This window comes from Methanogenium cariaci JCM 10550 (assembly GCF_001315945.1).
Taxonomy (GTDB): domain Archaea; phylum Halobacteriota; class Methanomicrobia; order Methanomicrobiales; family Methanomicrobiaceae; genus Methanogenium; species Methanogenium cariaci.
In genome coordinates this window covers 169,276-192,018 of the sequence record NZ_BBBG01000004.1, presented here as the reverse complement: position 1 = coordinate 192,018, position 22,743 = coordinate 169,276, and the positions used below count along the sequence as shown (strand labels likewise).

The 22,743-nt window shown below is 50.6% G+C and carries 24 protein-coding genes and 3 pseudogenes; 17 read left to right on the top strand and 10 right to left on the bottom strand.

The window, feature by feature from the left end; genetic code table 11:
- Positions 1-88 precede the first annotated feature (88 nt).
- From JCM10550_RS05755 to JCM10550_RS24475, 6 genes and pseudogenes are all read left to right on the top strand, one after another.
- Positions 89-835 (top strand): annotated as a pseudogene (locus JCM10550_RS05755) (glutamate synthase-related protein).
- Entirely contained in the window at positions 792-980 is a 189-nt protein-coding gene (locus tag JCM10550_RS22195) for a hypothetical protein (protein ID WP_245618782.1), read from the top strand. Before JCM10550_RS05755 ends, JCM10550_RS22195 begins: the two are co-directional and overlap by 44 nt.
- 175 nt (positions 981-1,155) lie before the next feature.
- Positions 1,156-1,980, top strand: coding sequence for a 4Fe-4S binding protein (locus JCM10550_RS22190; protein ID WP_245618781.1), 825 nt, complete (start codon positions 1,156-1,158; stop codon positions 1,978-1,980).
- Positions 1,981-2,013: 33 nt separating this feature from the next.
- Positions 2,014-2,787: a Coenzyme F420 hydrogenase/dehydrogenase, beta subunit C-terminal domain gene (locus JCM10550_RS05745; protein WP_245618780.1), complete on the top strand. Its 774-nt coding sequence runs from the start codon at positions 2,014-2,016 to the stop codon at positions 2,785-2,787.
- Positions 2,788-2,898: 111 nt separating this feature from the next.
- On the top strand, positions 2,899-3,270 hold the full coding sequence (locus tag JCM10550_RS24480) for an NrpR regulatory domain-containing protein (RefSeq protein WP_281175272.1): 372 nt from the start codon (positions 2,899-2,901) through the stop codon (positions 3,268-3,270).
- Positions 3,236-3,646, top strand: coding sequence for an NrpR regulatory domain-containing protein (locus JCM10550_RS24475; RefSeq protein ID WP_281175271.1), 411 nt, complete (start codon positions 3,236-3,238; stop codon positions 3,644-3,646). The genes JCM10550_RS24480 and JCM10550_RS24475 overlap by 35 nt, the downstream gene beginning before the upstream one ends.
- A 384-nt stretch (positions 3,647-4,030) precedes the next feature.
- Here the strand turns inward: JCM10550_RS24475 and JCM10550_RS05735 are convergent, their stop codons facing one another.
- The 9 genes from JCM10550_RS05735 to JCM10550_RS16930 all read right to left on the bottom strand — a co-directional run bounded on the left by JCM10550_RS05735 (position 4,031) and on the right by JCM10550_RS16930 (position 9,487).
- Complete coding sequence (locus tag JCM10550_RS05735; protein ID WP_062397670.1) at positions 4,031-4,825, bottom strand: hypothetical protein; 795 nt, start codon at positions 4,823-4,825, stop codon at positions 4,031-4,033.
- Positions 4,815-5,285, bottom strand: coding sequence for a hypothetical protein (locus JCM10550_RS22185; protein ID WP_245618779.1), 471 nt, complete (start codon positions 5,283-5,285; stop codon positions 4,815-4,817). Before JCM10550_RS22185 ends, JCM10550_RS05735 begins: the two co-directional genes overlap by 11 nt.
- An 8-nt stretch (positions 5,286-5,293) precedes the next feature.
- Positions 5,294-5,665 (bottom strand): KamA family radical SAM protein, encoded by a 372-nt coding sequence (locus JCM10550_RS22180; RefSeq protein ID WP_245618778.1) that lies wholly within the window; start codon positions 5,663-5,665, stop codon positions 5,294-5,296.
- A complete protein-coding gene (locus tag JCM10550_RS22175; protein WP_245618777.1) occupies positions 5,652-6,146 on the bottom strand; it encodes a hypothetical protein in 495 nt (164 codons plus the stop codon). The genes JCM10550_RS22180 and JCM10550_RS22175 overlap by 14 nt, the downstream gene beginning before the upstream one ends.
- Positions 6,147-6,860: 714 nt before the next feature.
- Positions 6,861-7,442 carry a Fic family protein gene (locus JCM10550_RS05725; protein ID WP_245618788.1) on the bottom strand — a complete coding sequence of 194 codons (582 nt, stop codon included), beginning with the start codon at positions 7,440-7,442 and terminating at the stop codon, positions 6,861-6,863.
- Positions 7,355-7,792 (bottom strand): hypothetical protein, encoded by a 438-nt coding sequence (locus JCM10550_RS22170; RefSeq protein ID WP_062397666.1) that lies wholly within the window; start codon positions 7,790-7,792, stop codon positions 7,355-7,357. Before JCM10550_RS22170 ends, JCM10550_RS05725 begins: the two co-directional genes overlap by 88 nt.
- A gap of 220 nt (positions 7,793-8,012) precedes the next feature.
- Positions 8,013-8,342, bottom strand: coding sequence for a hypothetical protein (locus JCM10550_RS18300; protein ID WP_157199965.1), 330 nt, complete (start codon positions 8,340-8,342; stop codon positions 8,013-8,015).
- 450 nt (positions 8,343-8,792) lie between these two features.
- Complete coding sequence (locus tag JCM10550_RS24470) at positions 8,793-9,032, bottom strand: MarC family protein (RefSeq protein WP_281175279.1); 240 nt, start codon at positions 9,030-9,032, stop codon at positions 8,793-8,795.
- Positions 8,975-9,487 carry a MarC family protein gene (locus JCM10550_RS16930; RefSeq protein WP_218185140.1) on the bottom strand — a complete coding sequence of 171 codons (513 nt, stop codon included), beginning with the start codon at positions 9,485-9,487 and terminating at the stop codon, positions 8,975-8,977. The genes JCM10550_RS24470 and JCM10550_RS16930 overlap by 58 nt, the downstream gene beginning before the upstream one ends.
- A 247-nt stretch (positions 9,488-9,734) precedes the next feature.
- Between JCM10550_RS16930 and JCM10550_RS05700 the strand changes: the two genes are divergently transcribed.
- The 6 genes and pseudogenes from JCM10550_RS05700 to JCM10550_RS05685 all read left to right on the top strand — a co-directional run bounded on the left by JCM10550_RS05700 (position 9,735) and on the right by JCM10550_RS05685 (position 14,340).
- Positions 9,735-10,445 carry a hypothetical protein gene (locus tag JCM10550_RS05700; RefSeq protein ID WP_157199964.1) on the top strand — a complete coding sequence of 237 codons (711 nt, stop codon included), beginning with the start codon at positions 9,735-9,737 and terminating at the stop codon, positions 10,443-10,445.
- A 466-nt stretch (positions 10,446-10,911) separates the two neighbouring features.
- Positions 10,912-10,959: pseudogene (locus JCM10550_RS22165) on the top strand (hypothetical protein); the annotation flags it as partial.
- A gap of 266 nt (positions 10,960-11,225) precedes the next feature.
- Positions 11,226-11,999: pseudogene (locus JCM10550_RS05695) on the top strand (RNA-guided endonuclease TnpB family protein); the annotation flags it as partial.
- Positions 12,000-12,151: 152 nt separating this feature from the next.
- The gene (locus JCM10550_RS05690; RefSeq protein ID WP_062397656.1) at positions 12,152-12,634 is read left to right on the top strand and encodes a GbsR/MarR family transcriptional regulator; all 483 of its coding nucleotides are present in this window, start codon (positions 12,152-12,154) and stop codon (positions 12,632-12,634) included.
- 253 nt (positions 12,635-12,887) lie between these two features.
- Positions 12,888-13,211, top strand: a complete 324-nt coding sequence (locus JCM10550_RS24465) for an MFS transporter (RefSeq protein WP_281175270.1) — start codon at positions 12,888-12,890, stop codon at positions 13,209-13,211.
- Positions 13,212-13,281: 70 nt separating this feature from the next.
- Positions 13,282-14,340, top strand: a complete 1,059-nt coding sequence (locus JCM10550_RS05685; protein ID WP_281175269.1) for an MFS transporter — start codon at positions 13,282-13,284, stop codon at positions 14,338-14,340.
- Positions 14,341-14,489: 149 nt separating this feature from the next.
- On the opposite strand, the gene JCM10550_RS05680 is transcribed toward JCM10550_RS05685, so the two are convergent.
- A complete protein-coding gene (locus tag JCM10550_RS05680; RefSeq protein ID WP_062397655.1) occupies positions 14,490-14,708 on the bottom strand; it encodes a hypothetical protein in 219 nt (72 codons plus the stop codon).
- A gap of 578 nt (positions 14,709-15,286) precedes the next feature.
- Here JCM10550_RS05680 and JCM10550_RS20490 point away from each other — a divergent pair.
- The 5 genes from JCM10550_RS20490 (at position 15,287) to JCM10550_RS05650 (ending at position 22,436) form a co-directional block, all read left to right on the top strand.
- Positions 15,287-17,551 carry a NosD domain-containing protein gene (locus JCM10550_RS20490; RefSeq protein ID WP_062397652.1) on the top strand — a complete coding sequence of 755 codons (2,265 nt, stop codon included), beginning with the start codon at positions 15,287-15,289 and terminating at the stop codon, positions 17,549-17,551.
- Between the two features lie 347 nt (positions 17,552-17,898).
- The gene (locus JCM10550_RS05670; protein ID WP_062397651.1) at positions 17,899-18,684 is read left to right on the top strand and encodes a hypothetical protein; all 786 of its coding nucleotides are present in this window, start codon (positions 17,899-17,901) and stop codon (positions 18,682-18,684) included.
- A 686-nt stretch (positions 18,685-19,370) separates the two neighbouring features.
- On the top strand, positions 19,371-21,086 hold the full coding sequence (locus JCM10550_RS20485; RefSeq protein ID WP_281175277.1) for a PQQ-binding-like beta-propeller repeat protein: 1,716 nt from the start codon (positions 19,371-19,373) through the stop codon (positions 21,084-21,086).
- An 88-nt stretch (positions 21,087-21,174) separates the two neighbouring features.
- On the top strand, positions 21,175-21,666 hold the full coding sequence (locus JCM10550_RS05655; protein WP_062397644.1) for a hypothetical protein: 492 nt from the start codon (positions 21,175-21,177) through the stop codon (positions 21,664-21,666).
- The gene (locus JCM10550_RS05650) at positions 21,627-22,436 is read left to right on the top strand and encodes a PKD domain-containing protein (protein ID WP_218185139.1); all 810 of its coding nucleotides are present in this window, start codon (positions 21,627-21,629) and stop codon (positions 22,434-22,436) included. The genes JCM10550_RS05655 and JCM10550_RS05650 overlap by 40 nt, the downstream gene beginning before the upstream one ends.
- Positions 22,437-22,743 lie beyond the last annotated feature (307 nt).

The following is a 22,743-nucleotide window of genomic DNA, read 5'->3' as shown; positions in this document are numbered from 1 at the left end:
GCACGCGGGGCGGCCGAAGAGAAGACGTTCATGGGCACCGGAGAGGGCGGACTGCACCAGTCCCTCTACCCCCCCCTATCAGGACAACATGATCGTCCAGATCGCCTCCGGGCGGTTCGGGGTGGATATCGATTATCTCGAACGGGGAGCGGCAATCGAGATCAAGATCGGGCAGGGGGCAAAACCCCGGAATCGGCGGCCACCTGCCGGGAGAAAAGGTCGATGAGAGTGTATCAAAGACACGGATGATCCCGGAGTCCAGCGATGCCATCAGCCCCCCCGCCCCCCCCACCACGACATCTATTCCATCGAAGACCTCTCCCAGCTGGTGCGAAGCCTGAAGGAGGCAACGGAATGGAAGAAACCGGTATTCGTAAAGATTGCCGCCGTCCACAATGTCGCGGCCATTGCGGCAGGCATTGCACGGTCATCGGCGGATGCCGTCGTCATTGACGGGTTCCGCGGCGGCACCGGCACCGCACCCCCCCGCGTATTCCGCGACCATGTGGGGGGGATACCCATTGAAGCGGCAATCGCTGCCGTTGATGCAAAACTCAGCGAACAGGGCATCAGGAATGAAGTCTCCGTCATCGCGTCAGGCGGTATCCGCGACAGTGCGGATGTGACGAAAGCCATCGCGCTCGGTGCGGATTCCGTCTACATCGGTACCGCTGCTCTGGTCTCCCTCGGATGCCGGGTGTGCGGAAGCTGTTACCGGGGGGGTCTTTGTCCCTGGGGGGGCATTGCGACCCAGCGCGAAGACCTCACCGCACGGATTGACCCCCGATATCATGTACAGGAACGTCTCGAACCTGATACACGGCTGGACGCTTGAGATATCTGAACTGATGGGTGCGGCAGGCATCAACTCCATTGAAAGCCTGCGGGGGGGAAACCGGGACCGTCTCCGGGGGGGCTACATGCTGGATGAAAACATCCTCTCGGTCCTTGACGTGAAGACTGTCGGAGCTGATGCATGATGGAACAGACCCGGACAATTGATGCAGAAGGCATGCACTACACGCCCCCCCTCAACAAAAAGATACGGGCAGCAGTAAAGGACGGCATCACCGAGATCACCCTTGACCATGTCAACGGCCAGCGGTTTATCGGAAACGGCTCCGTGGCAAAGATGTGCGAATCATCATCAACGGCGTGCCCGGCGGGGGACCTCTGTATGTTCATGTCAGGCCCGACCTGTACGGTGCATGCCAACGCCGAACACGCCCCCCCGGCAACACCATGGACAGCGGCACCATCTACATCCACGGCACCGCGGGCGATGCGGTCGCTCATTCCATGCGGGGGGGCGGGGGGGAGGTGTATGTGCGAGACAGCATCGGCTACCGTGGCGGCATCCACATGAAGGAGTATAAGGATAAATGCCCGGTCGTTGTCGTCGGTGCATACGCCCGTGCGTTTCTGGGAGAGTATATGGCTGGGGGGGGTGTGCTCATCGTCCTCGGACGGGGGGGGATCAGCCACCGGTTGATGAACGGGGGCGTGGGAACCGGCATCCACGGCGGAGAAATCTACATCCGGGGGGGAGAGGTGCCCGACCATCTGCTGGGTATCGGTGCAGAGAAAAAGCCCTTCACCGAAAAAGACCGGGAAAAAATCCGGCCGTATATTGAGAAATACTGTCAGGAGTTCGGGTGGATGAGCCGGAACTCTTCCGTGACGACTACGTACATATCGGGCCGTCCAGTGCCCGGCCGTTTGCAGGCAAATACTGCTGGGAGTGAGAAGATGGCAAACACCTATCTAAATCTGAAAGAAGAGGTCTGGGACAAAGGCATCTGTTCCGGGTGTGGGGCCTGCGTGGCCGTCTGCCCGGCAGATGCCATCCTGTTTACCCATGATGAAGACAACAGCTCGCCCGTCCAGACGGGGTATTGTAAAGAGGTAACCGACAGTGTACCTGCGGGGCGTGTTACGCGGTCTGCCCGCGAACCGCGACAGAAGAGAAGAACCGGATAAAAAAGACGGGTCCGGGAGAATACCGGGATATCGTTGCCGCCCACGCGGGGGTTTGCTGTGGAAAGACGCCAGAGCGGCGGTGCCGTAACGGCAATTCTCGCCAACGCCCTTGAGGAAGGACTGATTGATGCCGTCGTTACGGTGACCGCAGACCCGTGGACCCAGCGACCGCAGTCGGTTGTGATCACCAAAACAGAGGCGCTGATCACAACGGCGGGCAGCAGGTATGCCTGGTGGGTACCCACGCTGGCGGCGCTGAAGTCCGCGGTGGTCACCCAAAAACGGGAACGAATCGCCATCGTCGGTGTGCCCTGTGTCGTGTCCGCGGCACGGATGATGCAGACATCAGATCATGACCTGCTCAGACCGTTCGGCAGGGCCATCCGCCTGATTGTCGGGCTGTTCTGTACGGAGACGTTTGACTATGAGCTGCTCATCAACGATAAGATCGTGCGTGAACTGGCCATTGAGCCGTGGCAGATAGCAAAACTGGACGTGCGGGGGGGAAAACTGATTATTGAAACCACCGACCATGCCGTCAGGGAAATTCCGCTGGATGCCCTTGACGACTGCGTGCGCAGAGGATGCCACGCATGCGGGGGGGATCTGACCGCCGTCGATGCGGACATCTCCGCAGGTTCCATGGGAAGCCCGGACAACGAAACGACCCTCATAATCAGGACTCCTGCAGGAGTTGGGTTTGTTGATCATGCAGCAGAGACCGGAAGACTGGTCCCTGAAGAAGATGCATGCAGCCTTGAGGGTATCCTATCACTGTCACAGAAAAAATCCAAACGAATCCACTAATTTTTTTGTGAATGATCATTTCAGATTAAGAAATGCATATGTTTTCTGAATGATGATACTACGCTATCATAATCCGAGTCACCGGTTATCATCCAGAGGTCTGACGATACTATGAAACACCTAAAATTTGTCAATCATCGCATCGATGAATATGCCCTTCAGGTAACATACGATCCGGCAACCGACAGCGGCAAAGTGATCTTTAATCTCACCCTGATTAAAGAGGAAGACCGCGGGTATGCAGTTGATATCATTCACCAGTCCCATAAAGCAGGCATCTGCGTCAGTGACCGTATGCTCATCGCTGACGCGGGCGAAAAGATCGGGGATAAAACAATACCAAAAGGATACTGCGGCATGGTAACGATGTGCAGTATCACCCTTGATGCCATACTGCTGAGAAATGGTATTCCCATCAATCCCATCGGCGGCGGTCTGCTGGAAATAAATGATCACGTGCCCCCCGCAGGTTTACCTCGCTGATACGCTACGATGCAACAACCATCGACCCGACGCAGGTGATGATCGATCAGGCTCCACCGGCATCAGCGGAGTGATTCAGTCGGGGAATGGCAGCATCCTTGCAAATATTCGGGAGTCACATATGGAGGCAGAGCCACTCCTCTATGAGATTCTTGACCAATTCGGGACGGTGGGCTTCACCGGCATTCTGGATGTGGGCAGTCCGAACCGATCGTTGTTCGGGGTGCCCGTTACAACAAACTATCAGGGTGTTGTGATGATCGGCGGGGCAAATCCGGTGGCGGCGTTTATCGAATCGGGACGGTGGGCAGAGACGACCGCGATGAAGGGACTGATTCCGGTGTCACGGCTGGTTCATATTGATGATATTGAGTAGATCCTGTTTCCCACTGTCTCTCTTTTTTCAGTCATTCCCGGCATGTTCGGTATTGTCATCCGTGTCACGGGTTTAGCCTTACAGCAACCAACCGTGTGATATCGGAATACCAAGGGCGAGGAGGAAAGGAGCCATATTGTGTACCGCAGGTTGCCCGACGGAAAAATTTAGACGGTTATAACCCGCATAAACCTGCAGTTTCGATGGGTTATAACCCGACATACCAATGCGAAAACCTCACTCATTCATATGGACGGACAAGAATCGCTCCGCCGGAAAGACGCCCCCCCAATTCTCCCCCCCCATCATTTCCTGTTATCCCCCCCGTCAAGAGACTTGTACCAGACATTCATGCTCTCGAAGGCGCCGCAGATATTCGTGTTATTAACCAGAGTGCCGCCGAACCGGTATCCGGCACGGGCAAAGGTGATGTTGACGGGATAGAAGGCTGCCCGTGCGATGGTATACGCGGTGCGTATCCCGGAGTGTCGCATCTCCCCCCCTCCATCGCCGCCAGAAGGGCCGGGCAAAGCCCCCCCATCCCCCCCGGTATTCAGGATGCGTCGCAAAGTCAGACATCTCCGCGTTCAAGCCTGTGACATCCACCTCCGCAGACGAAGCCGCCACCACCCGACCCTCTGCCCGGACGACAAAATACCGGATGCCATCGTCCATCGTCTCCCGGAGCCAGGCAGGGTCGTGGATGGGGGGGAACGGATAGGTCTCGAATACGTCCACATACAGTCCTGCCAGTGCATCCGAATCCTTCCGGTCTGCTTCCTCAATCACAACACCGGATACCGCACTGCTGTTCCCGCAGGGTTCCGGCCGTGACTTCGCAGACCCGAGCAGATCTGTGGTGAGAGGCGCTGCATCACCGGGATCTGCACGGGACGAATCAGGATATCGCGCAAGAAACCAGCCATCCTCCACCCCGGAAAACATCCCGGGGGGGACATGGGCCTCGACCCGGTATCCGGCCGCACAAAACCGGTCTTTTGCAGATGCCGGGACTTTGGCAAAGAGTTTTGAGTAGCCATACCGGTCTGCCAGTGCCTCAATTTCCGGGATGATGGTATCGGTATCCTCCACCGCGAGCTTCATCAGGTAGACACGGGCATTGCAGGGCCCATGCTGTATCACCGATGATCCCAGACGGGTGACGGTATCACTCGTCATTGCGCCGGTCAACCCGTTCGTTATCCTGAGGAATCAGCATGTAGGTGTCATCATAGTCGGAGAGCAGTTTCTCAATTCCAACCCCCCCTTTCGACTCGTTCGCGTCATCCAGTTTCAGCTGCAGCGTGCATGCCTCACAGTTCCGGTCGCAGAAGATCTGCTGATAGTTGTCCGGTTCCCGATAGGTTGAGATGACCCCCCCTTCGTAGTTTCGCAGCACCACCTTGTTCGTTGACCACGAGATGATGTAATTGGGCATCACCGGAATCTTGCCGCCTCCGCCGGGGGGGGCATCAATAACATAGGTAGGAACCGCAAACCCGCTCGTATGGCCGATGAGGCTTTCGATGATTTCGATGCCTTTACCCACCGGCGTGCGGAAGTGGGTGAGACCCTCAGAAAGGTCGCACTGGTAGAGATAGTAGGGGGGGCGAACCCGCTCACGAACCAGCTTCTGCATGAGGCTCTTCATAATCCGGGGGGGCAGTCATTGACACCGGCTAAAAGCACCGTCTGGTTGCCAAGAGGGATGCCCGCATCGGCGAGTTTCCTGAGCGCCTCCCGCGATGAAGCGGTTATTTCCCGCGGGTGATTGACGTGTGTATTGAGATAGAGAGGATGATGTTTTTTGAGCATCCCGACAAGTTCGTCGGTGATGCGATAGGGAAGGACCACCGGGACACGGCTTCCGATCCGGATGACCTCAACATGAGGAATGGCCCGCAACTCAGAAAGAATCCAGTCGAGATATTCGTCGGGGGGGAGCATGAGTGGGTCGCCTCCTGAGAGCAAAACATCCCGGATGGCAGGATGCCCGGCGATATAGTCAAGCCCCCTCACGGATGGCAGCCTTGTCCGGGATGGAGTCAATATCTCCGACCTTCCGTTTCCGGGTGCAATGGCGACAGTACATCGCACAGACGTTACTTACCAGAAAGAGAACCCGGTCAGGATACCGGTGGGTGATGCATGCAGCAGGGCTGTCCGTATCCTCGGCAAGAGGGTCTGCCATGTCGCACTCTTCAATGATGAGTTCGGCCTCAGAGGGAAACGCCTGCATGAAGACGGGATCATTTTCATAATCTTCCGCCTCGATGAGGGAGAGGTAATACGGTGTGATGCACATGGGAAAGGTGGCAATGGTCGTTTCCAGTTCTGCCCGTTTTTCCGGTGGAAAGCGGATGCCCAGCAGACGCTCAACGGTAGCGATGTCTTTTATGGCATGGCGAATTTGCCAGTGCCAGTCCTTCCATTGGGAGACCTGTGAGGTAGGATCAATTTTTGCAGCCATTTGCTGCTGATTGGATGAATAGATTGTCATAAATCAAATCCAGAATGAACTGTTCGTCACGAAGCAGAAATCAGGATACAGTACGGTGGACTCGTACTTCTCTTGTTCACCCCCCCATATATGTGTTGTGGGAAATTCCAACAATCCGGGGTTAAATGGATTAAATAGCTTCAATTATGGCTTATTTCGTTCTGTAGTGCCGGTTGTCGATATAAAGGATTTGCTGTTGAAATATTTGATATTCAGCCGATTTAAGGAAAAATAATTTGATTTAGGGGGGGTTATTATCCGGTTACCTATCATAATTGCGGAGATTATGTGTCTAAAACGGACATTGGGTCTGCACACATGCTTCAAACCCTGGTGAACGAACACCAGTACCATAGAATTCCGTTCGATAATCCTGATTTTGGGGTTTTTTCTGCTGATACCCGATTGTTTTGGGGCTGGTTCCAGGGAGGGGGGCGCACAAATGGTATGTATTGCACCACCCTCAGAGATTTGGAGAGATGAGATCGCACAGCTGCTCAGGCATCATTTCATGAAAGAGGATTTCCCCCCCAGGTCGTGCGGCAGAGCGAGGATGAGGTAACAGATCAGGTGCTGATAACAAAGGATACCGAAAAGATGGACGGAGAGATCCGCGGTATCCCGTTCCGGAAGTGACCGCCGGGGGGGTGCGGAACAGGATTCACCTCGTTGAGCCTGAAGAAGAAAGTGCTCGACAAAAGACCGGAGAAGAATTCATATCTCTTCTGTTCCATGCACTGCGAAGTATCTCTCCAGTGCCCGCCGGGAGGTGAGACACGCATGCTCCATCGTCACCGCATCAAGCAGTCCCTGTTCTGCCCACAGACGGAGATATTCCGGTGAATACGGCGTATCCTCTGCGATATCCTCTACCGGTATCAGTTCATCATCCCCCCCGCCGTACGCCGCAAGAGAAAGGCTCAGGCTTTCATCCACTGCCTTTGCGATGTATGCTGAAAACGGGCCGATGTCTCCGGCATCCGCTGCTTTTACGAGCTGGGTATATTTTTTCCGGCTCTCTTTTTTAAGAATGACAGCAGGATAGTTATGTTCAATGAGATACAGACAGACAAGGAGGCGGGCAACCCTGCCATTCCCGTCCGTGAACGGATGGATGTCAACAAACCGGTGATAGAAAAAGGCGGAAGTCTCTATCGGATGCAGCCTGCTGTGCTCCACAGTAAGGATCAGCTGGTTCATCAGCTTTCTCACCTCCGTCCAGACGGGGTGGGCCTTTCCAGCACCCCGGACATTGGCCCTCCGGTATTTCCCGGCACCATCAGAATCTGCTCCGATAACAACCGCATGAATACCCTGAATGGTCGCATGGCTGATTGGTGCCCCCCCTCTCGTGCGAGAGTCTCCATCCGTTCAAAGGCCGTTGCGGTGTTGACCGCTTCACGGTGCTCCGGAAGGGATGTAGCTTCAATGGTCATACCTTCGGTCACCACGGATTCCGTCTCAGAGAGGTCGAGGGAATTTCCGTCGATCGCATTGGAATAATACGTGTGCAGAACCTTCAGTTCTTCATCCCGTTTCCGTATCACATCCGTGGGAAGAGGCGGCATCGAATGGAGCAGAGTAATCTTTTCTTTGATGCGCAGCCCGAGCTCTGATGGTATGATATTGGTATCGGTATGGGACATTGGGTACATAATCCGATACCACACATCATAAAGTATGTTGCAGGCGGGAACACGGTGCTCGTGCCGACACCAATTCTCGTGAGAAAAATAATCCGGTATCGTCTTATCAGGTAATCCCTTTCATACCTGTAAAATCGGTTGCGGAAAGGGAATTATGGGGGGGAGAACCACCCTCTGCCAGAGGAAAATCACAAATTTCGTACAGATCTCCGTTACAGAATCAGATAATGCCATACTCTGATTTATACAATATTTTTGCCAGAGCCAGATGTTTCAGTGATTCATCCATGGCATTATTTTCAATTTCCCATAACTCCTCTTCTGCTGTTAAGTTATCCTCCATCAATGCCTGTGCTCTCTTCATCTCATATTCACACGCAGTACGCCCATACTCATCTGCCAGAAGGGTCTCTTTTTTTATCTCCTGAAAATTTACAGACACCGGCATAGAGGAGAGAACCTGAATTCTGATTTCATAAAGCCCCATTTGCTCCTCTGCAATACGGTACATGGTCGGATAATCTGATTTTATTTCAGCAGGACATGTCACGGCCCAGTTCCCCCCCATGGGCAGTTCGCGTGACGTGTTCAGGAACGCTGCATCTTCCGGAGGCAAGTCATCCCGTGACCCATCCGGGAGCTGAAGGCATCCGCATGATACTGCGCCAGAAATCAGAATGACACAGACGGTCAGAACAACGCCGAAAGACCATTTATTATGGAAAAAACCGCACAGGGGGGGATCTGTCTGTAGACTCATGTATACCACCGCAAAACCTGCATGCTTTCCCTGGGCATTCCGGGCAAAACAATTCGTGAATCGGCAGTGATGTATTCATTCCCTCCCCCCCTGGGTTTGCATAATGTACAAGACATGCTCACGATGCAGGTATAATGAATGAAACATTCATTTCACAATATATATGCATACCGACAGATTCTCGACTGGCAACCGTTCACCCCCCCAAAGATGTCGGTTACCATCGAGATCAAAGGCCGACTACGAATTCACGGTCAGGTTGGAATGAATATAGGTGGTCACCATATCTCCCGCACCTTCGGCAAACATCTGGACAGCGATGCCCAGCAGAATGATCCCGAACACCCGGACGACAATCTCAAGCCCCTGCGTCCCCCCCATAACCCGCATGAGCGCATCCGATGCGAGATTGCAGACGATGATCAGCAGACAGATGATGGCAACGACGGCGACGGCATAGAACAGAAACCCGCCCGCGATCGCCTTCTGACCGTAGAGAACCGAGACCGTGATCGTCGCTGCCCCCCCACATAGATGGGGATGACGAGAGGCACAAGTATTGTCGGTATAAAGGCCTCGGCCGCCTTCCATGGTGTCGTATCAGTGTCAGACGACGTGGTCTTATTCACCTGCTGGGTGTGCGTCCCGCTGATCATCGACAGGGCGATGGTGAACAGGATGATGGCACCGGCAATCTGGAAGGCAGGAAGCGATATCCCGAAGAAGGAGAGCACCGACGAGCCGAAGAACATGCAGAGCAGAATCGTTGCAAAGATGATCGGGCCAAGCAGGATGGCGATGGCCTGACGTATGCGTGTGCTGGCCGCATTGGCGGTGTACATGATGAAGAACGGCACGTTGCCGATGGGATTTGCGATGGCAAAAAGCGCCGCAAAAAAGGCAACACAGAAGGAGGTCGGATCCATGTGGAGCATGAACCCGACTACGCAATGAAGGTTTGGAAAGCATTTCGGCGGGACGCAGAGACTGCGGAGTGTTTGAATCCGGGGAATCCCTCTCCGGTCACGGTTCATCAATGATATGGAGTATATTCTTCGTAATTCCCCCCCGGCGGGTAGTATACATGCAACAATTCCTGTTTCGTCGCTACGGTTCTGTTGCCTCCATTTTATAGAAGGGTGAAATCAAAAATCTAATCAGTATCACACCATATTTTAATATATGAACAAAAATACTGCCCTGAGGGCAGCTATCCTCATGGGCGTGGCAATTCTGTTGATTTTTAGTGCCGGGTGCACCACCGGTGCTGCTGATGGCAAAGCGAATGCGACACCAGATACGTCATATACCACGGTCAGTGTAGATGAGATTGCAGAGAGTCTGAAGGAGAAAGGCCCGATTACCGCAGGTCTGGATCTGGACAGTACGACATTCTATACCGATTCGGTCTATTACTACGGAATGACGAATATTGATGGCCCGAATGGCACGAACGTATTCGGAGATTCCCCCCCCGAACAGAACCCGGAGTTCATAAGCGCGATAAATAATGAGTTCGTGGGCTATTATATGCCTAAAAATGCAGCAATAGATGTCGTTCGGATGCACAGGGAACGGGGCGACAGGGTGATATTCATCACAAAGAAGCACAGTTCTCCGGAGGAAAGGATATCAGATTATATCCGGGCAATATTCGGCATTGAGAATCCGAACGTAATCTTCACCAACGGCACGTCAAAGACACCGTTCATCAATGCAGAGCACGTCTCTGTCTACTACGGAGACTCGGATGGTGACATCACGGACTCCCAATCAGCAGATAACTGCACACCGTACCGGTTTTTGCGAAATACGATGACCCTGCAATATAATGATTTAAACTACAGTCTGGGGCAGTATGGCGAGAGTGTGGTAGAGAATTCAGATTGCTGACATTCTGTTTCTCTCTTTATCAGATCTTTTATTTTTTCTTGTTGTGAGCGGATACCTGCTACGGGTCAATTGCAGCACATATCCCTTACTGCCAGAAAGAGGTTGCCGGAATGGCTGATTTCCGGCAGATACAATGCATTTTACCGGCCCACAAATTTCCATCAAAAACCACAACATGACAGTACATAATAACCTTTTATCTCCTTCTGCAGACCTATCCTCGTCAGGAACAGGAATACTGACAAAATGAAACGGTTTTTCAGTCAGAATCGTAAACAGAGCATCTCCTTTCAGGATTTATAATTAAAGCGTAAAACCCCCCCTTGGTCTTTAGCCAAGGGGGGGATGTAAGCGTGGTCATCTTTGTTCCTGTATGATTGTGGTGTTTTGTAGATCATATTGGCACAAAATATATGTATAGTCAAATAATAATTGAATGTGCATGTTGAAAGCCTACAAATACCGAATGTATCCCAACAAAGAACAGGAGAAATTGTTCTTTCAACATTTCGGAGCATGTAGGTTTGTTTACAATTGGGGTTTGGAAAACAAAATCCGAACTTATGAATCTGATAGTAAATCAATATCGAGATTTACTTTGAACAAAATGTTGCCTGAATTAAAATCAGAACACGTCTGGTTAAAGGACATTAATTCACAGTCTTTACAGGGCGCTACATTACATCTCGAAAATGCATTCACTCGTTTTTTCCGTGAAAAAAAGGATTTCCGAAATTCAAATCCCGGAAAAACCCATTACAATCATTCTCAGTCCCACAAGGATATGATGTCGATTTTGAAACCCATAAAATTCGGTTACCAAAAATCGGATGGGTTAAAACAAAATTACACCGAAGATATGAAGGCATTAGTAAAACCGCAACAGTGTCGGTTACTCCAACGAGTCAATTTTACATTAGTATTCTGGTGGATGATGGGCAGGAACAACCTGTGGTACAACATTTTGATGAAAACACTACTGTAGGTGTTGACGTTGGTATCAAAGATTTTGCAATTCTGTCCAATGGAGAAAAAATTGGTAATCCGAGATATTTGAAAAAATCCCTTTTGCGAATGAAGGTATTACAGAGACGGTTGAGCAGAAAACAAAAAGGTTCCAATAATAAAAATAAAGCAAAACAAGCAATGGCGAAACTCCATGAAATAATCCACAATCAACGGAATGATTTCCAGCATAAACTCTCTTTTAGATTAGTATGCGAGAACCAAGCAATTGCGCTGGAAACATTGAATGTTGCAGGGATGTTAAAGAACCATAAATTAGCACAGCATATTGCTGATGCATCATGGAGTTCTTTTGTTACCCAATTGGAATATAAAGCACAGCGACACGGTAAGACCATTCTGCGTATCGGTCAGTTTGAACCTTCTTCCAAAATATGCAGCAAGTGTGGTTACTATAACCGAAAATTGTCACTGGCTGACAGAGATTGGGTTTGTCCTGACTGTGGCACACATCATGATCGGGATATTAATGCCGCGATAAATATCAGGAAATTCGCTCTTGATAAACAAAATTCAATTGGAATTTGATAAAATATTCACACCTTCGGAACGAGGGGGGGTTGGGCCTGTGGACTCACGGACAATGGTTCGGGGGGGAATGAAGCAGGAAGCCTCTGGGTCTTTAGCCCAGAGGTAGTTCACCATAATTACTAAATGAATTCCATTTCAAACAGATACACATGGATGACTGCGACCATGCATTTGTTTCGTACTATCAGAAAATCGGCAGGGCATATGGCATGGATGATCTCTCTTCAAATATCTTTGCTCTTCTTTTCGTAAGCCCAACAGAAATTTCTCTTGAAGATCTGGCAAAAGAGACGGGATACTCACTTTCATCCGTCAGCAACAAGGCAAAAATGCTTGAAACAAACAACTGGATCACCAGAGTCAGAAAAGCCGGTTCAAAAAAGGTCTTTTATTATACAGAAAAAGACATGATGACAAGCATTCTTCGGATAATTGAGAGAGTGGGATCCGTTGAAGCAACAGCAGCAAAAGCCGAGATTCCGGCAATCATCAGCCATCTTAATTCTCATGATATGGGCGATGAGGAAAAGGAAAAGATCAAAATTCTCCAAATATACCTCCATGATATGCAGACACTTGATAAAATAATTCAGGAATGGAGAGACACGATCGTCAGAATGCGGGATAAGTAGTCTTCGTTTTCCTTTTTCCCATAGCACATGCAGGTCAGGTTCAGCAGGTATATATCTTTTTAAACTTTTAACTAATAGTAAAAGTTGAGTGAGATATGGCTTCAGCATCGATATACCCCCCCAGACATTTTCCTCAGAGTCCCGGTAAAAATCGGGAGTCTTTTGCGTCCGATGATCGCAGGACACCCCAAAATCCCCGGTGCAATTTTCATCAAAAACAGGCTAAAACACCAGATCCCAGGGCAGTTAGGGTATGACAGATTCCAAAATAAGTCAGATAATAACAGATCCCCGCCGCCAAAAACTCCTCTTAGGAGCAGTCTCTCTCGGGGGGGTAATTATGGACGGACTCGATGGCTCAATTGTGAACGTCGCCCTTCCCCCCCAAATCGCCGCAGATTTCAACACAGACGCCGGAACAATTGCCTGGGTCATCATTGCCTATCTCCTTATGATGGCAGGTCTCCTCCTCGTCTTTGGAAAGATCGCAGATCGTGGCCTCATGAAAAAGATCTTCATCAGTGGATTTATCATATTCACCCTGTCATCTTTCATCTGCGGTATCTCCCTGATTTGAACATCCTCCTTGCCGGCCGGGTTATCCAGGGACTCGGCGCAGCCATGATCGCTGCTGTAGCGCCGCTTATATGTGTTCGGTACCTCCCCCCCCACACATGCTCGGGGGGGTTGCCCTTGCTGTCATCGCTGCCTCAAGTTCAATTGGCTTTGCGGCAGGCCCTCCTATTGGGGGAATCCTCACCCAATATCTCTCATGGCACTGGATCTTCTTAATCAACATACCGATAGGAATCATCGGAATACCCTTTGTCCACAAGGTCATCCCCCCCAAAGATCCCCCCCTGGCAGGAGAAAAAGCCCCCCCATTTGATTACGCCGGAGCGGTCACGCTGTTTGGAGCAATGGTCTTCGGCATCTTTGCAATCAAGGAAATTGCGATCCTCAGCATAACGGATCCGCTGATTCTCGTCAGCACAACACTCTGCGTGATTTGTTTATCACTCTTTGTCATCAGGGAACTGACAACTCCATCGCCATTTATCAATATCCGCATTTTCACCAAATGGCAGTTTTCTGCTGTCACGGTGGCATTTCTCCTCATCAACATCGTATTCATGGGAGTAATTTATCTTCTGCCATTCTATCTTTCTGCAGAAATGAATTTTGACATGGCAAAAAGCGGTATGTATCTCTTAATTCCCCCCCTGTTGGTCACCTGCATCATCAGTATCCCGTTTGGCAGATTATCGGATATGTATGGCCGCAGGTGGTTTGTTATCGCCGCCTGCCTGCTTTTAATCGTTTTTAATGCCATATTTGCTGTGATTCTGCCTGAAGCAGGGACAATTTCTCTGATTATTGCGCTCATATTAATGGGAGCTGTCTTTGGGATTGCTTCCGGCCCGGCCTCAAGCAGAATTATTGAAACCGCTCCAAAAGGTGAGGAAGGAACCGGTTCCTCACTTATGATCACCACCATTTACCTCGGCGGGGTAATCGGAACCGCACTCTATGCAATGATCTTCACCCTCGCAACGGCCTCAGACGGTGTGGTGGCGTTTGCCGATCTTGATTCCGCAACCTTCCTTTCCGGGTTCCACGGTACGATTATGGTCGGCCTCATCATTTCCATGATTCCGCTGTTCCTCTCTGCAATTGTGAAAGATGAGAAAAAGGTGTACAAATGATTCCATTTCTTCTGTTCCGGCAGATTGCATAGGGCAATCTTACGGAGCATTTCCCGGCATAGTAACGAAGAGGTGATGCCTGAGTAGTTGTGGGAATCTGTCAACACCCATCTCTTCAGGCAGACCGGAGTATGGTGTCCCGGTCATCATCATTCCCGGCTGAGATGAGCAGCTTCCCAAATGACGTTATTCATCAGTCCAAATCTGCCTGCTTCTGTTATGGTGAGAATACCGCACTTTTCTTCGCCGATAAATGACATGATCACCGTCCCGGCCAGGGCAGGATTATCATTGATGGTTACATTCCTGTAAAACTCACAGGAGGAAGGAATGGTGTTGCGGCATTCGTTAATCTCACGATAGCGCATAACGTCAGAAAGATAACTGGTAATTTTGTATTCATCTTGTTCCTCAAAAAATGTGGAGTTTAATTGATTGCCATCAGTTCTCCGTCTTCTGTCATGAATTGCTCCCCCCCGGAATATTATGGCGGGAAATGGGTAGATAAACTGAATTATGTTTAATCCGGACCCCCCCGTCTCTGTAATGATGACAAATGTTTGATGGTCCTGTGATAATTGAGATATCAGGAAGTTCCGCGTGTTATGCCTGGGATGCGGGGGACGGTTACCTAATGATTAAATCATATTTTTAAAAGACAAATGAATCCGGTCTTTTTTAGATATAATATTTCAAACGGAGATTTCTGCGAGATGATCAGGTTTTGATTAAATAAATAAATTTAAATTGTCTCAATCATCATAATCAGCATAAGTTTGGTTATAAAAATTTATTTTGTGTTATCAGAATCTGTCATCTGAAAATAGGTATCTGAACCGATCCGGGCTGAATTCCCTGATTAATACAATAATTGAATACCAGTATCTGAAAAGCACCTCATATGCGGACACAGGGTGGGTAAAAATAGCTGTCCGGGTAGTATGACATGAAGCAAAACAGGTTCCTTGTAATCTTTATCACCGGATTGCTCCTTCTTGGAGCGGTTCATGCAGTATCTGCAAACAATACCGCATCATTTAGTCCGGAGTCTCCTCTGGTATATATCGGTGATACAACAGAAATTTCTATAGTTTTCGATGAAATCGCACCCGAAGGATTTGCGGGATGTGAATTCAATATCACACTCTCGAATCCGGACGCTGCCATACTGATTGAAGATGTAACGTTCCCTGCATGGGCAACAAACCATCTGAATGTACTCTACGGAGATGATGATCTCTTTGTCAGTGTGTGTGACGGTGCAAATGAAATACAACCGGGAAATACCGATGTTACTCTCATCACATTCAGTCTGAAGGGCATTGCAAACGGTTCGACTGACATCTCGATCGTTAATCCCAACTTCGACAACATGCCCCCCCTGGGGAACAACATCGCAATGACACTGAACGGTGCGAGCGCCTCTGTAACAGAGCGGATGCCCGACATGATCGTTGACGCAGCGGGAAGCGGGGACTACACAACCATCACGGATGCAGTGGACAACGCAAATGCAAATGCCTGGATTCTCGTAAAACCCGGAGTATATTCTGAGGCGGTGGTACTATTTGACGCTCTTACGATTACCTCGTCTGACGGCGCCACAGACACCATCCTGGATGCAGACAGAAGTACAGGATTCCTGGTATATAGCGACGGAGTTGAGATCTCCGGGTTTACCATTAGAAATGCCGAACCTGCTCTCTACCTCCGTTCTGCAGACTGTACGGTAACAGGCTGTAGTATCATCGACAATACTCAGGGTATCCGTCTGCGTGGTGCGGAAAACTGCCGGATTTATCAGAATGACTTCATGAACAATGCTGAGAATGTTGTCGTTTCAACTGCAGGACTATCAAACACTTGGCATTCTCCGGAGATGGTCAGTTATTCATATGTGGCTCAGAATTTCTGTAACTACTTGGGCAACTACTGGGGGGGTTCATCCGGCATGGATTCTAATGGTGACGGTCTGATCGATGCTCCCGTGGTAATTGAGGCCGGTGTCAATGAGGACAGCTATGCCCTTGCGAAACCAACCGCGGCATACACTGGAGAACTCCCCCCCGCTCTGCCGGTTGCAGAATTTACTGCGGATGTTACAACCGGAACAGCCCCCCCGTTAACCGTACGGTTCACCGACACATCCTCGGGAGAAATTGATTCATATGCCTGGGACTTTGACAATGACGGCACCATTGATTCGACAGCAAATAGTCCGGTTCATTGCTATGAAACTGCAGGGACATACACGGTCAGCCTGACGGTCACCAACAGAGGCGGCCCATCAACAGCAGAAAAGGCAGACTACATCTCTGTTTCTCCTGAAATTTCTCATATAACCTTTGATCCGGTGTCCAGAGAGATCTCTTCCGGAGAAGATGCGGTGTATACGATCACTCTCAATCATGCGCCGGCCGGACTTTCCGGATACAATATGACGGTCAGCCTCTCTGATCCGCTCATTGGTGAGATATCTGCTGTGAACCTGCCTTCGTGGTCGGCGATGTCAGACACCGGAAATGTTCCTGCATCATCGGTCTGGATCAAAGGATCTGATCTCAGTAAGAAAGTCCAGCCGGGTGCAACGGACGTACTCCTTGCTTCAATAACTGTCACAGGGCTTTCCGCCGGAAGTGCAGACATTTCTTTGGATGTTACAAGGATGGATGATGATGACGGATATCCACTCATACCGGATGCAGGCACTGCACAGCTCACGGTAACACCATCAGTATCACTGGGGGGGATCATACCCCCCCTCTCGGCAGGCTGGAATATGATCTCTTTTCCGTTTTCCAATGCGGAATTAACAATTCCTGAGGGTGTGCATGAGACCGTGTATGTCTATGATCCCCCCCAATCGCAGGTTTATGTTTCTACCACCATCAATACCCTTGAGCCCGGCAAAGGCTACTGGGTAGCAGCTCCCAATGACTGCACAATTACCGTCAGCGGAACACCGGTAGTAAATTATACGGCAGATCTCAGGCAGGGGGGGTGGAATCTGATTGGGAGTGCCTGCAGTAACCTCTCATTTGCTGACCTGAAGATGACTCCGGCAGATACCGTTCCAGGGTATGTGTATGCATACGATCCGGCAACACAGCGGTATGCACAGACAACAACACTCTCTCCGTGTGGTGGATACTGGATGTTAGCCTTCTCCGATTGTGTGATGAATGTCACGTCGGTTCCATCCCCCCCATAAACCTGAAATTCACAATTACCCAATAGAACCATAGGTGCATTGCTCAATCGGCCCATGATGAAACCTGATGGTTACACCTTTTTTTTAATTGTATATTGGGGGGGTGCGTGTGATTTTGGTGGCGTTGAATGCATTGAATACATCTCCGGGATGTGCATAGACGCCGGTTTTCCGGATATAACAAAAACAGATTAATATGTTTTAAGTAAATGTTATTTGGACTTGTGGCCCGTTGTATCTCCGTTCTTCCAGATTTTTTCCGTGAATTTCGGGATGGAATTGTGCGGTGCGTACGCGTACTGATTTATGGTTATGAGCGATACTCGGGCAAAAGGTGACACATAAAAATGAAATTCTGTAATAGTATACTGATTCTTCTTGCCGCTGCCCTTCTCTGTGCAGCGCCGGTTGCTGCAATAACTACTGTGCAGGCGGTTCCGTCGTCTGTTACGCTTGCGGCAGGCGAAACTGCAACGGTTGATCTTGTGATTGACACGCTCCCTAACGGCATTTCCGGGGGGGGAAAACTGACAGTATCCCTCACCGATGGCGCTGTTGGAGACATCACCGGTGCAACCTTCCCCGACTGGGCGGGACTGCATTCCGCTGGTGACCTCCCTGCCGATGAGACGGTCGTGAAAGTCGCCGATATGGGCAAACAGATCGGAGCTGGTGCAAAGAATGTGGTGTTTGCAACGCTCACCATCACCGGTGTGGCAAACGGCACGACATCACTGGAAGTGAATATTGAGAAATTGGATGATGACGATGGGTACCCGGTGAATCAGGAACCAACCCGGTGCCCACTCAGGTTCTGCCCTCCTCAGGAAGGGGGTGACAATGAAGAAGTCGACCGGCCCGCTGTCGTATCCACCCGCTCTCCGACTGTAGCGCCAACCGCACCACTGGAGACCCCCCCTGTCCGGGCACAGACTGACCGCTCAACTCCGCAGCAGACTGCAACACCGATCCCAGTTCCTACCGTCGCTGAGGATCTGGCCGGAGAGGTCGTCACCGCCTGTGAGACATGCACCGTGCCGGTCATTCCAACGCCTACACAATCTCCGTTGGGCATGCTTGTCCCGGTCTTTGCAATGGTGGGTGTTGCTGCCATCTGCATGGGAAAACGATAATTCTTCAATATTCATCCTATTTTGAACTGTTCTGAATACAAAACTGCTGTTTTTCATTATCTCTCTGAAATGTGTTTTTATGCGCCCACACCACTCAAAACAAATTAGTTTAAGTTAATACAAATTATAATTGATATTCCGCGGTACTCCGTGAGACTTACTTCAAATCCAATAAAATTCGGAGAATATGAATGAATAGTAAATCTGAACATTTTTAAACTAATATTAGCACTATTCTGTATGTTCGTGCTGATACCAAGCCTGTGTGCGGCGTCTGATACTTTTATGTATCCGCCCAACGGGCAGTTTATTGCATTTTATGAACATAATGGAGAGGTTCCGGACTCAGACGCTTTCGCCTGTAATTCGGTCTGGCAGTTTGACGGCAGCGGCACGTATGCCCCCCCTGGAAACGATACCGGTGATGACACCTGGTACCAGTTCATGAACAGTGCCGCACACACCGGGTATTCAACCTCCGATACCCCCCCGGACACCGGAGATATTGCATGGCGAAGCGATGTGATTGAGGGACTTGTAAGTTCAAACCCGGTTGTGTATGACGGCAAAGCCTATGTGATCGGTGGTTTTAAGACCGATTGCTGGGGGGGCAATCCGCAAACACCCGATGCAAAACTCTTCTGTATTGATACCTCTACGGGGGGGATCAAATCTGGAATTGTACAATTCCCGCACCTGAATGGGGGGGTTCATGGTCATCGCCGGCACTCAATGACGGCAATGTCTTTGTCTCATCCGGAAAGGAGACCAACTGCATCAATGCTGAGACCGGTGCAATTGTCTGGACGTTCACTAATCCGAGCAAAACAGCGTCATGCAACGGCGGGCCGGCAATTGCGGAAGGAAAGGTCGTCTGTTCTGACTGGGATAGTCATAATTACTACTGCCTGAATGAATCGACCGGCAATCTCCTCTGGACATTCCGGGTGGCCGGCTATTCCCAGGGTACCCCTGCCTATGATGACGGACGGTTCTACCTGACGGCATGGTCACAAAACTATCTGTATTGTGTCGATGCTGAAACCGGCGAACAGGTCTGGTCTATGACATCCGGCAGCGGGCTGTTATGTGGTTCAGCATCAGTATCGGGCGACTTTGTCTATGCAACCACATACGACTTCAGCTGTCAGGGATGCACGATGTATGCTCTCTCCAAGGAGGACGGTTCTGTCATCTGGCAGCAGACCACAAATCCAACGGACGCTACTCCGTCAGTGGCATACGGCAATGTCTATGTGTCAAGCGGATGCAAAGGCTACACCGACCATATCACCTACTGTTTCAATGCGACAACCGGCGAGAAGATCTGGGAGACTGATCCTGAGGACGACATCGGCGGATGGACCTGTTCGGTCGCGGTAGCGGACGGGAAGGTCTTTGTCGGATCCGAGAGCAGCGGGTACTTCATGTACAGTAGGCTTACCGCACTGGATGCGGAGACGGGGGGGGCGATTCTCTGGTATAATAACCTTGGAGGAGCAACACCGTCCATATCTGACGGGATGATCTTCACTGTCAGTGACGACCACAGGCTGTATGCATACGGCGCTCCTGCCAGTGCTCCGACGGTGGACTTCACAGCCTATACAACAACCGGGGCGGCACCTTTTACGGTGAACTTCGAGGATATCTCCACCGGATTCCCGACTTCCTGGGCCTGGGATCTGGATGGTGACGGTACGGTTGATTCAACCAAACAGGATCCGGAATATACCTATGAAACTACCGGCACCTACACCGTGACACTGACCGTTGCAAACGGCCTTGGCGGTGATACCATTACAAAGGAGGACTTCATTGAGGTCATACGCCCTGAACCGGTGGCAGATTTCACCGCAGATGCGATGTCGGGCAAGGCGCCTTTCACCGTCACGTTCACTGATCTCTCCATCCAAAGTCCGACGGAGTGGGCCTGGGATTTCAATGGTGATGGCACGGTTGATTCAACCGAACAGAATCCGGTTTACACATATGAGACGAAAGGTCTCTATACGGTGAGCCTTACCGCTACAAATGACATGGGCAGTGACACAATAACAAAGGAGAAATATATCAATGTCTTCACTGTCGGCTCCGGAATTGAGTGGCAGAGTTATCCTGGCGGAACAGGGACACAGGATTACCTGTACAGCAGTTGTCAGGCCGATGACGGAGGGTATGTCTCTGTCGGTTTCACCGATTCCAATGACGGTGGTGTGGAGGGCAACCATGGCGGCACTGATGTCTGGGTTGTGAAATATGACGCCGGCGGAAATATCTCCTGGCAGAAGTGCTTGGCGGTTCAGGACAGGATTATGGATTTAGTGTCTGTCAGGCACCGGATGGGGGGGGTATGTCGTTGGTTCCCGGACACCATCCGAAGATGGCAATGTAACGGATAATCATGGCGGGATTGATACATGGGTTTTCAAACTGGACGAAAGTGGCAATCTTCTCTGGCAGAAGTGCTATGGCGGCACTTCTGATGAGATGATGGGTGAACTCATTGCGACTGCGGATGGCGGCTATGCTTTTACCGGATGGGCACTCTCCGGTGACGGTGATTTGAGCGGACATCATGAACCAGACTACACTTCGGATGTCTGGGTGGTGAAACTTGACGCGGACGGCACACTATCGTGGCAGAAAAATCTCGGAGGCAGTGGCGCGGACCAAGCGGAATGTATCATCCAGACATCAGATGGCGGGTATGCCGTTGCCGGGCATACACAATCGTCAGATGGTGATGTTGTGGGCCAGCATGGCAACTGGGATATCTGGGTCGTGAAACTTGATCCGATGGGAATCTCTCCTGGCAGAAGTGCCTTGGCGGCACCAGTGGAGAATTTGCCTATGGTATCACCGAGGCATCTGATGGCGGCGTTATCGTTGCCGGAAAGACGAATTCCATTGACGGTGATGTTAGCGGCTATCATGGTGAGGTGGCCGGCAGCTATCAGAACTGGGACATGTGGGTCGTAAAACTTGACGCCGACGGTGCTTTCTCCTGGCAGAAGTGCCTTGGCGGGAGCGACAGGGATATTGCACAGGATATTATTGCAGTGTCAGATGGCATGTATGTCGTCGCCGGTTTCACCGGTTCGTCTGACGGCGATGTTGTGGGCAATCATGGCGATAGAGACGGCTGGTTTGTGACACTCAACGAGAGCGGCACACTTCTCCAGCAGATATGCCTTGGCGGAAGCAGTCGTGAAGAAGTATATGATGTCAGCCCGTCCAGTGACGGTAGTTATACCGTTGCCGGCCGGAATCATCTCTTTTCTTCCGGCTGGGCTGTTAAACTGGATTCCGGGTATTTCACACCGGAAGAACTGTCCGCCGCTTTTGAAGCGGATGTCATATCCGGAGCGCCGCCACTTGAAGTCACCTTCACGGATCTCTCCACCGGAGAACCGGATGAGTGGGCATGGGACTTTACGAATGACGGTACCGTTGATTCAACTGAACAGAATCCTGTGTATACCTACACTGAATTAGGCACCTACACAGTGAGCCTGACGGTGACGAATGCCGATGGCAGTGACGTCGAAACAAAGGCTGATTACATCACCGTTGTTTCCGGCCTGCCGGTTTTCCCTGGTTGTAAAAGGCTCCCACAGGATCTGAACGGCGACGGTGTCTATGAGGATGTGAACGGCAACGGGCGCCTTGACTTCGATGATGTCGTCACCTTCTTTGCGGATATTGAGTGGGCAATTGAAAACGAACCCCCCCTGAGGCGTTTGACCTGAACGGCAACGGCAAGATTGACTTTGCCGATCTGGTCTGTCTCTTCGGGAAACTCTAATCTTTTTTTCAGGTGTTCTTCTGACCGGCACCGGCGTGGTGACTGTGGCCGTACCGGAAGGTATCCAACTGGTGTACGTGTCCGGTGATTGGCCTTATAGTATTTCACCCGCCGGAAGGGGGGGCCTTCTTCGCGTGTGATGGTATCCTTCTGGGTTGTAGTGCGTTGAGGGCATGAGTTGGCGGGTTATAGTCAATTTTTTTGGATTTAAAACAAATAATTAATGGTTGAGTTAAAACAAATTTATTTGG

Coding starts and splice junctions, on each gene's coding strand:
- JCM10550_RS22185 (WP_245618779.1), bottom strand. CDS start 5,285: ATGCAGAAGCTGGTTCGTGAGCGGGTTCGCCCCCCCTACTATCTCTAC.
- JCM10550_RS24465 (WP_281175270.1), top strand. CDS start 12,888: ATGACAGATTCCAAAATAAGTCAGATAATAACAGATCCCCGCCGCCAA.
- JCM10550_RS05735 (WP_062397670.1), bottom strand. CDS start 4,825: ATGACGAGTGATACCGTCACCCGTCTGGGATCATCGGTGATACAGCAT.
- JCM10550_RS22175 (WP_245618777.1), bottom strand. CDS start 6,146: ATGACAATCTATTCATCCAATCAGCAGCAAATGGCTGCAAAAATTGAT.
- JCM10550_RS22170 (WP_062397666.1), bottom strand. CDS start 7,792: ATGTCCCATACCGATACCAATATCATACCATCAGAGCTCGGGCTGCGC.
- JCM10550_RS24480 (WP_281175272.1), top strand. CDS start 2,899: ATGAAACACCTAAAATTTGTCAATCATCGCATCGATGAATATGCCCTT.
- JCM10550_RS16930 (WP_218185140.1), bottom strand. CDS start 9,487: ATGCTCCACATGGATCCGACCTCCTTCTGTGTTGCCTTTTTTGCGGCG.
- JCM10550_RS05690 (WP_062397656.1), top strand. CDS start 12,152: ATGGATGACTGCGACCATGCATTTGTTTCGTACTATCAGAAAATCGGC.
- JCM10550_RS05700 (WP_157199964.1), top strand. CDS start 9,735: ATGAACAAAAATACTGCCCTGAGGGCAGCTATCCTCATGGGCGTGGCA.
- JCM10550_RS05670 (WP_062397651.1), top strand. CDS start 17,899: ATGAAATTCTGTAATAGTATACTGATTCTTCTTGCCGCTGCCCTTCTC.
- JCM10550_RS05655 (WP_062397644.1), top strand. CDS start 21,175: ATGATGGGTGAACTCATTGCGACTGCGGATGGCGGCTATGCTTTTACC.
- JCM10550_RS22195 (WP_245618782.1), top strand. CDS start 792: ATGTACAGGAACGTCTCGAACCTGATACACGGCTGGACGCTTGAGATA.
- JCM10550_RS05680 (WP_062397655.1), bottom strand. CDS start 14,708: ATGCGCTATCGTGAGATTAACGAATGCCGCAACACCATTCCTTCCTCC.
- JCM10550_RS20490 (WP_062397652.1), top strand. CDS start 15,287: ATGAAGCAAAACAGGTTCCTTGTAATCTTTATCACCGGATTGCTCCTT.
- JCM10550_RS24475 (WP_281175271.1), top strand. CDS start 3,236: ATGATCACGTGCCCCCCGCAGGTTTACCTCGCTGATACGCTACGATGC.
- JCM10550_RS05685 (WP_281175269.1), top strand. CDS start 13,282: ATGTGTTCGGTACCTCCCCCCCCACACATGCTCGGGGGGGTTGCCCTT.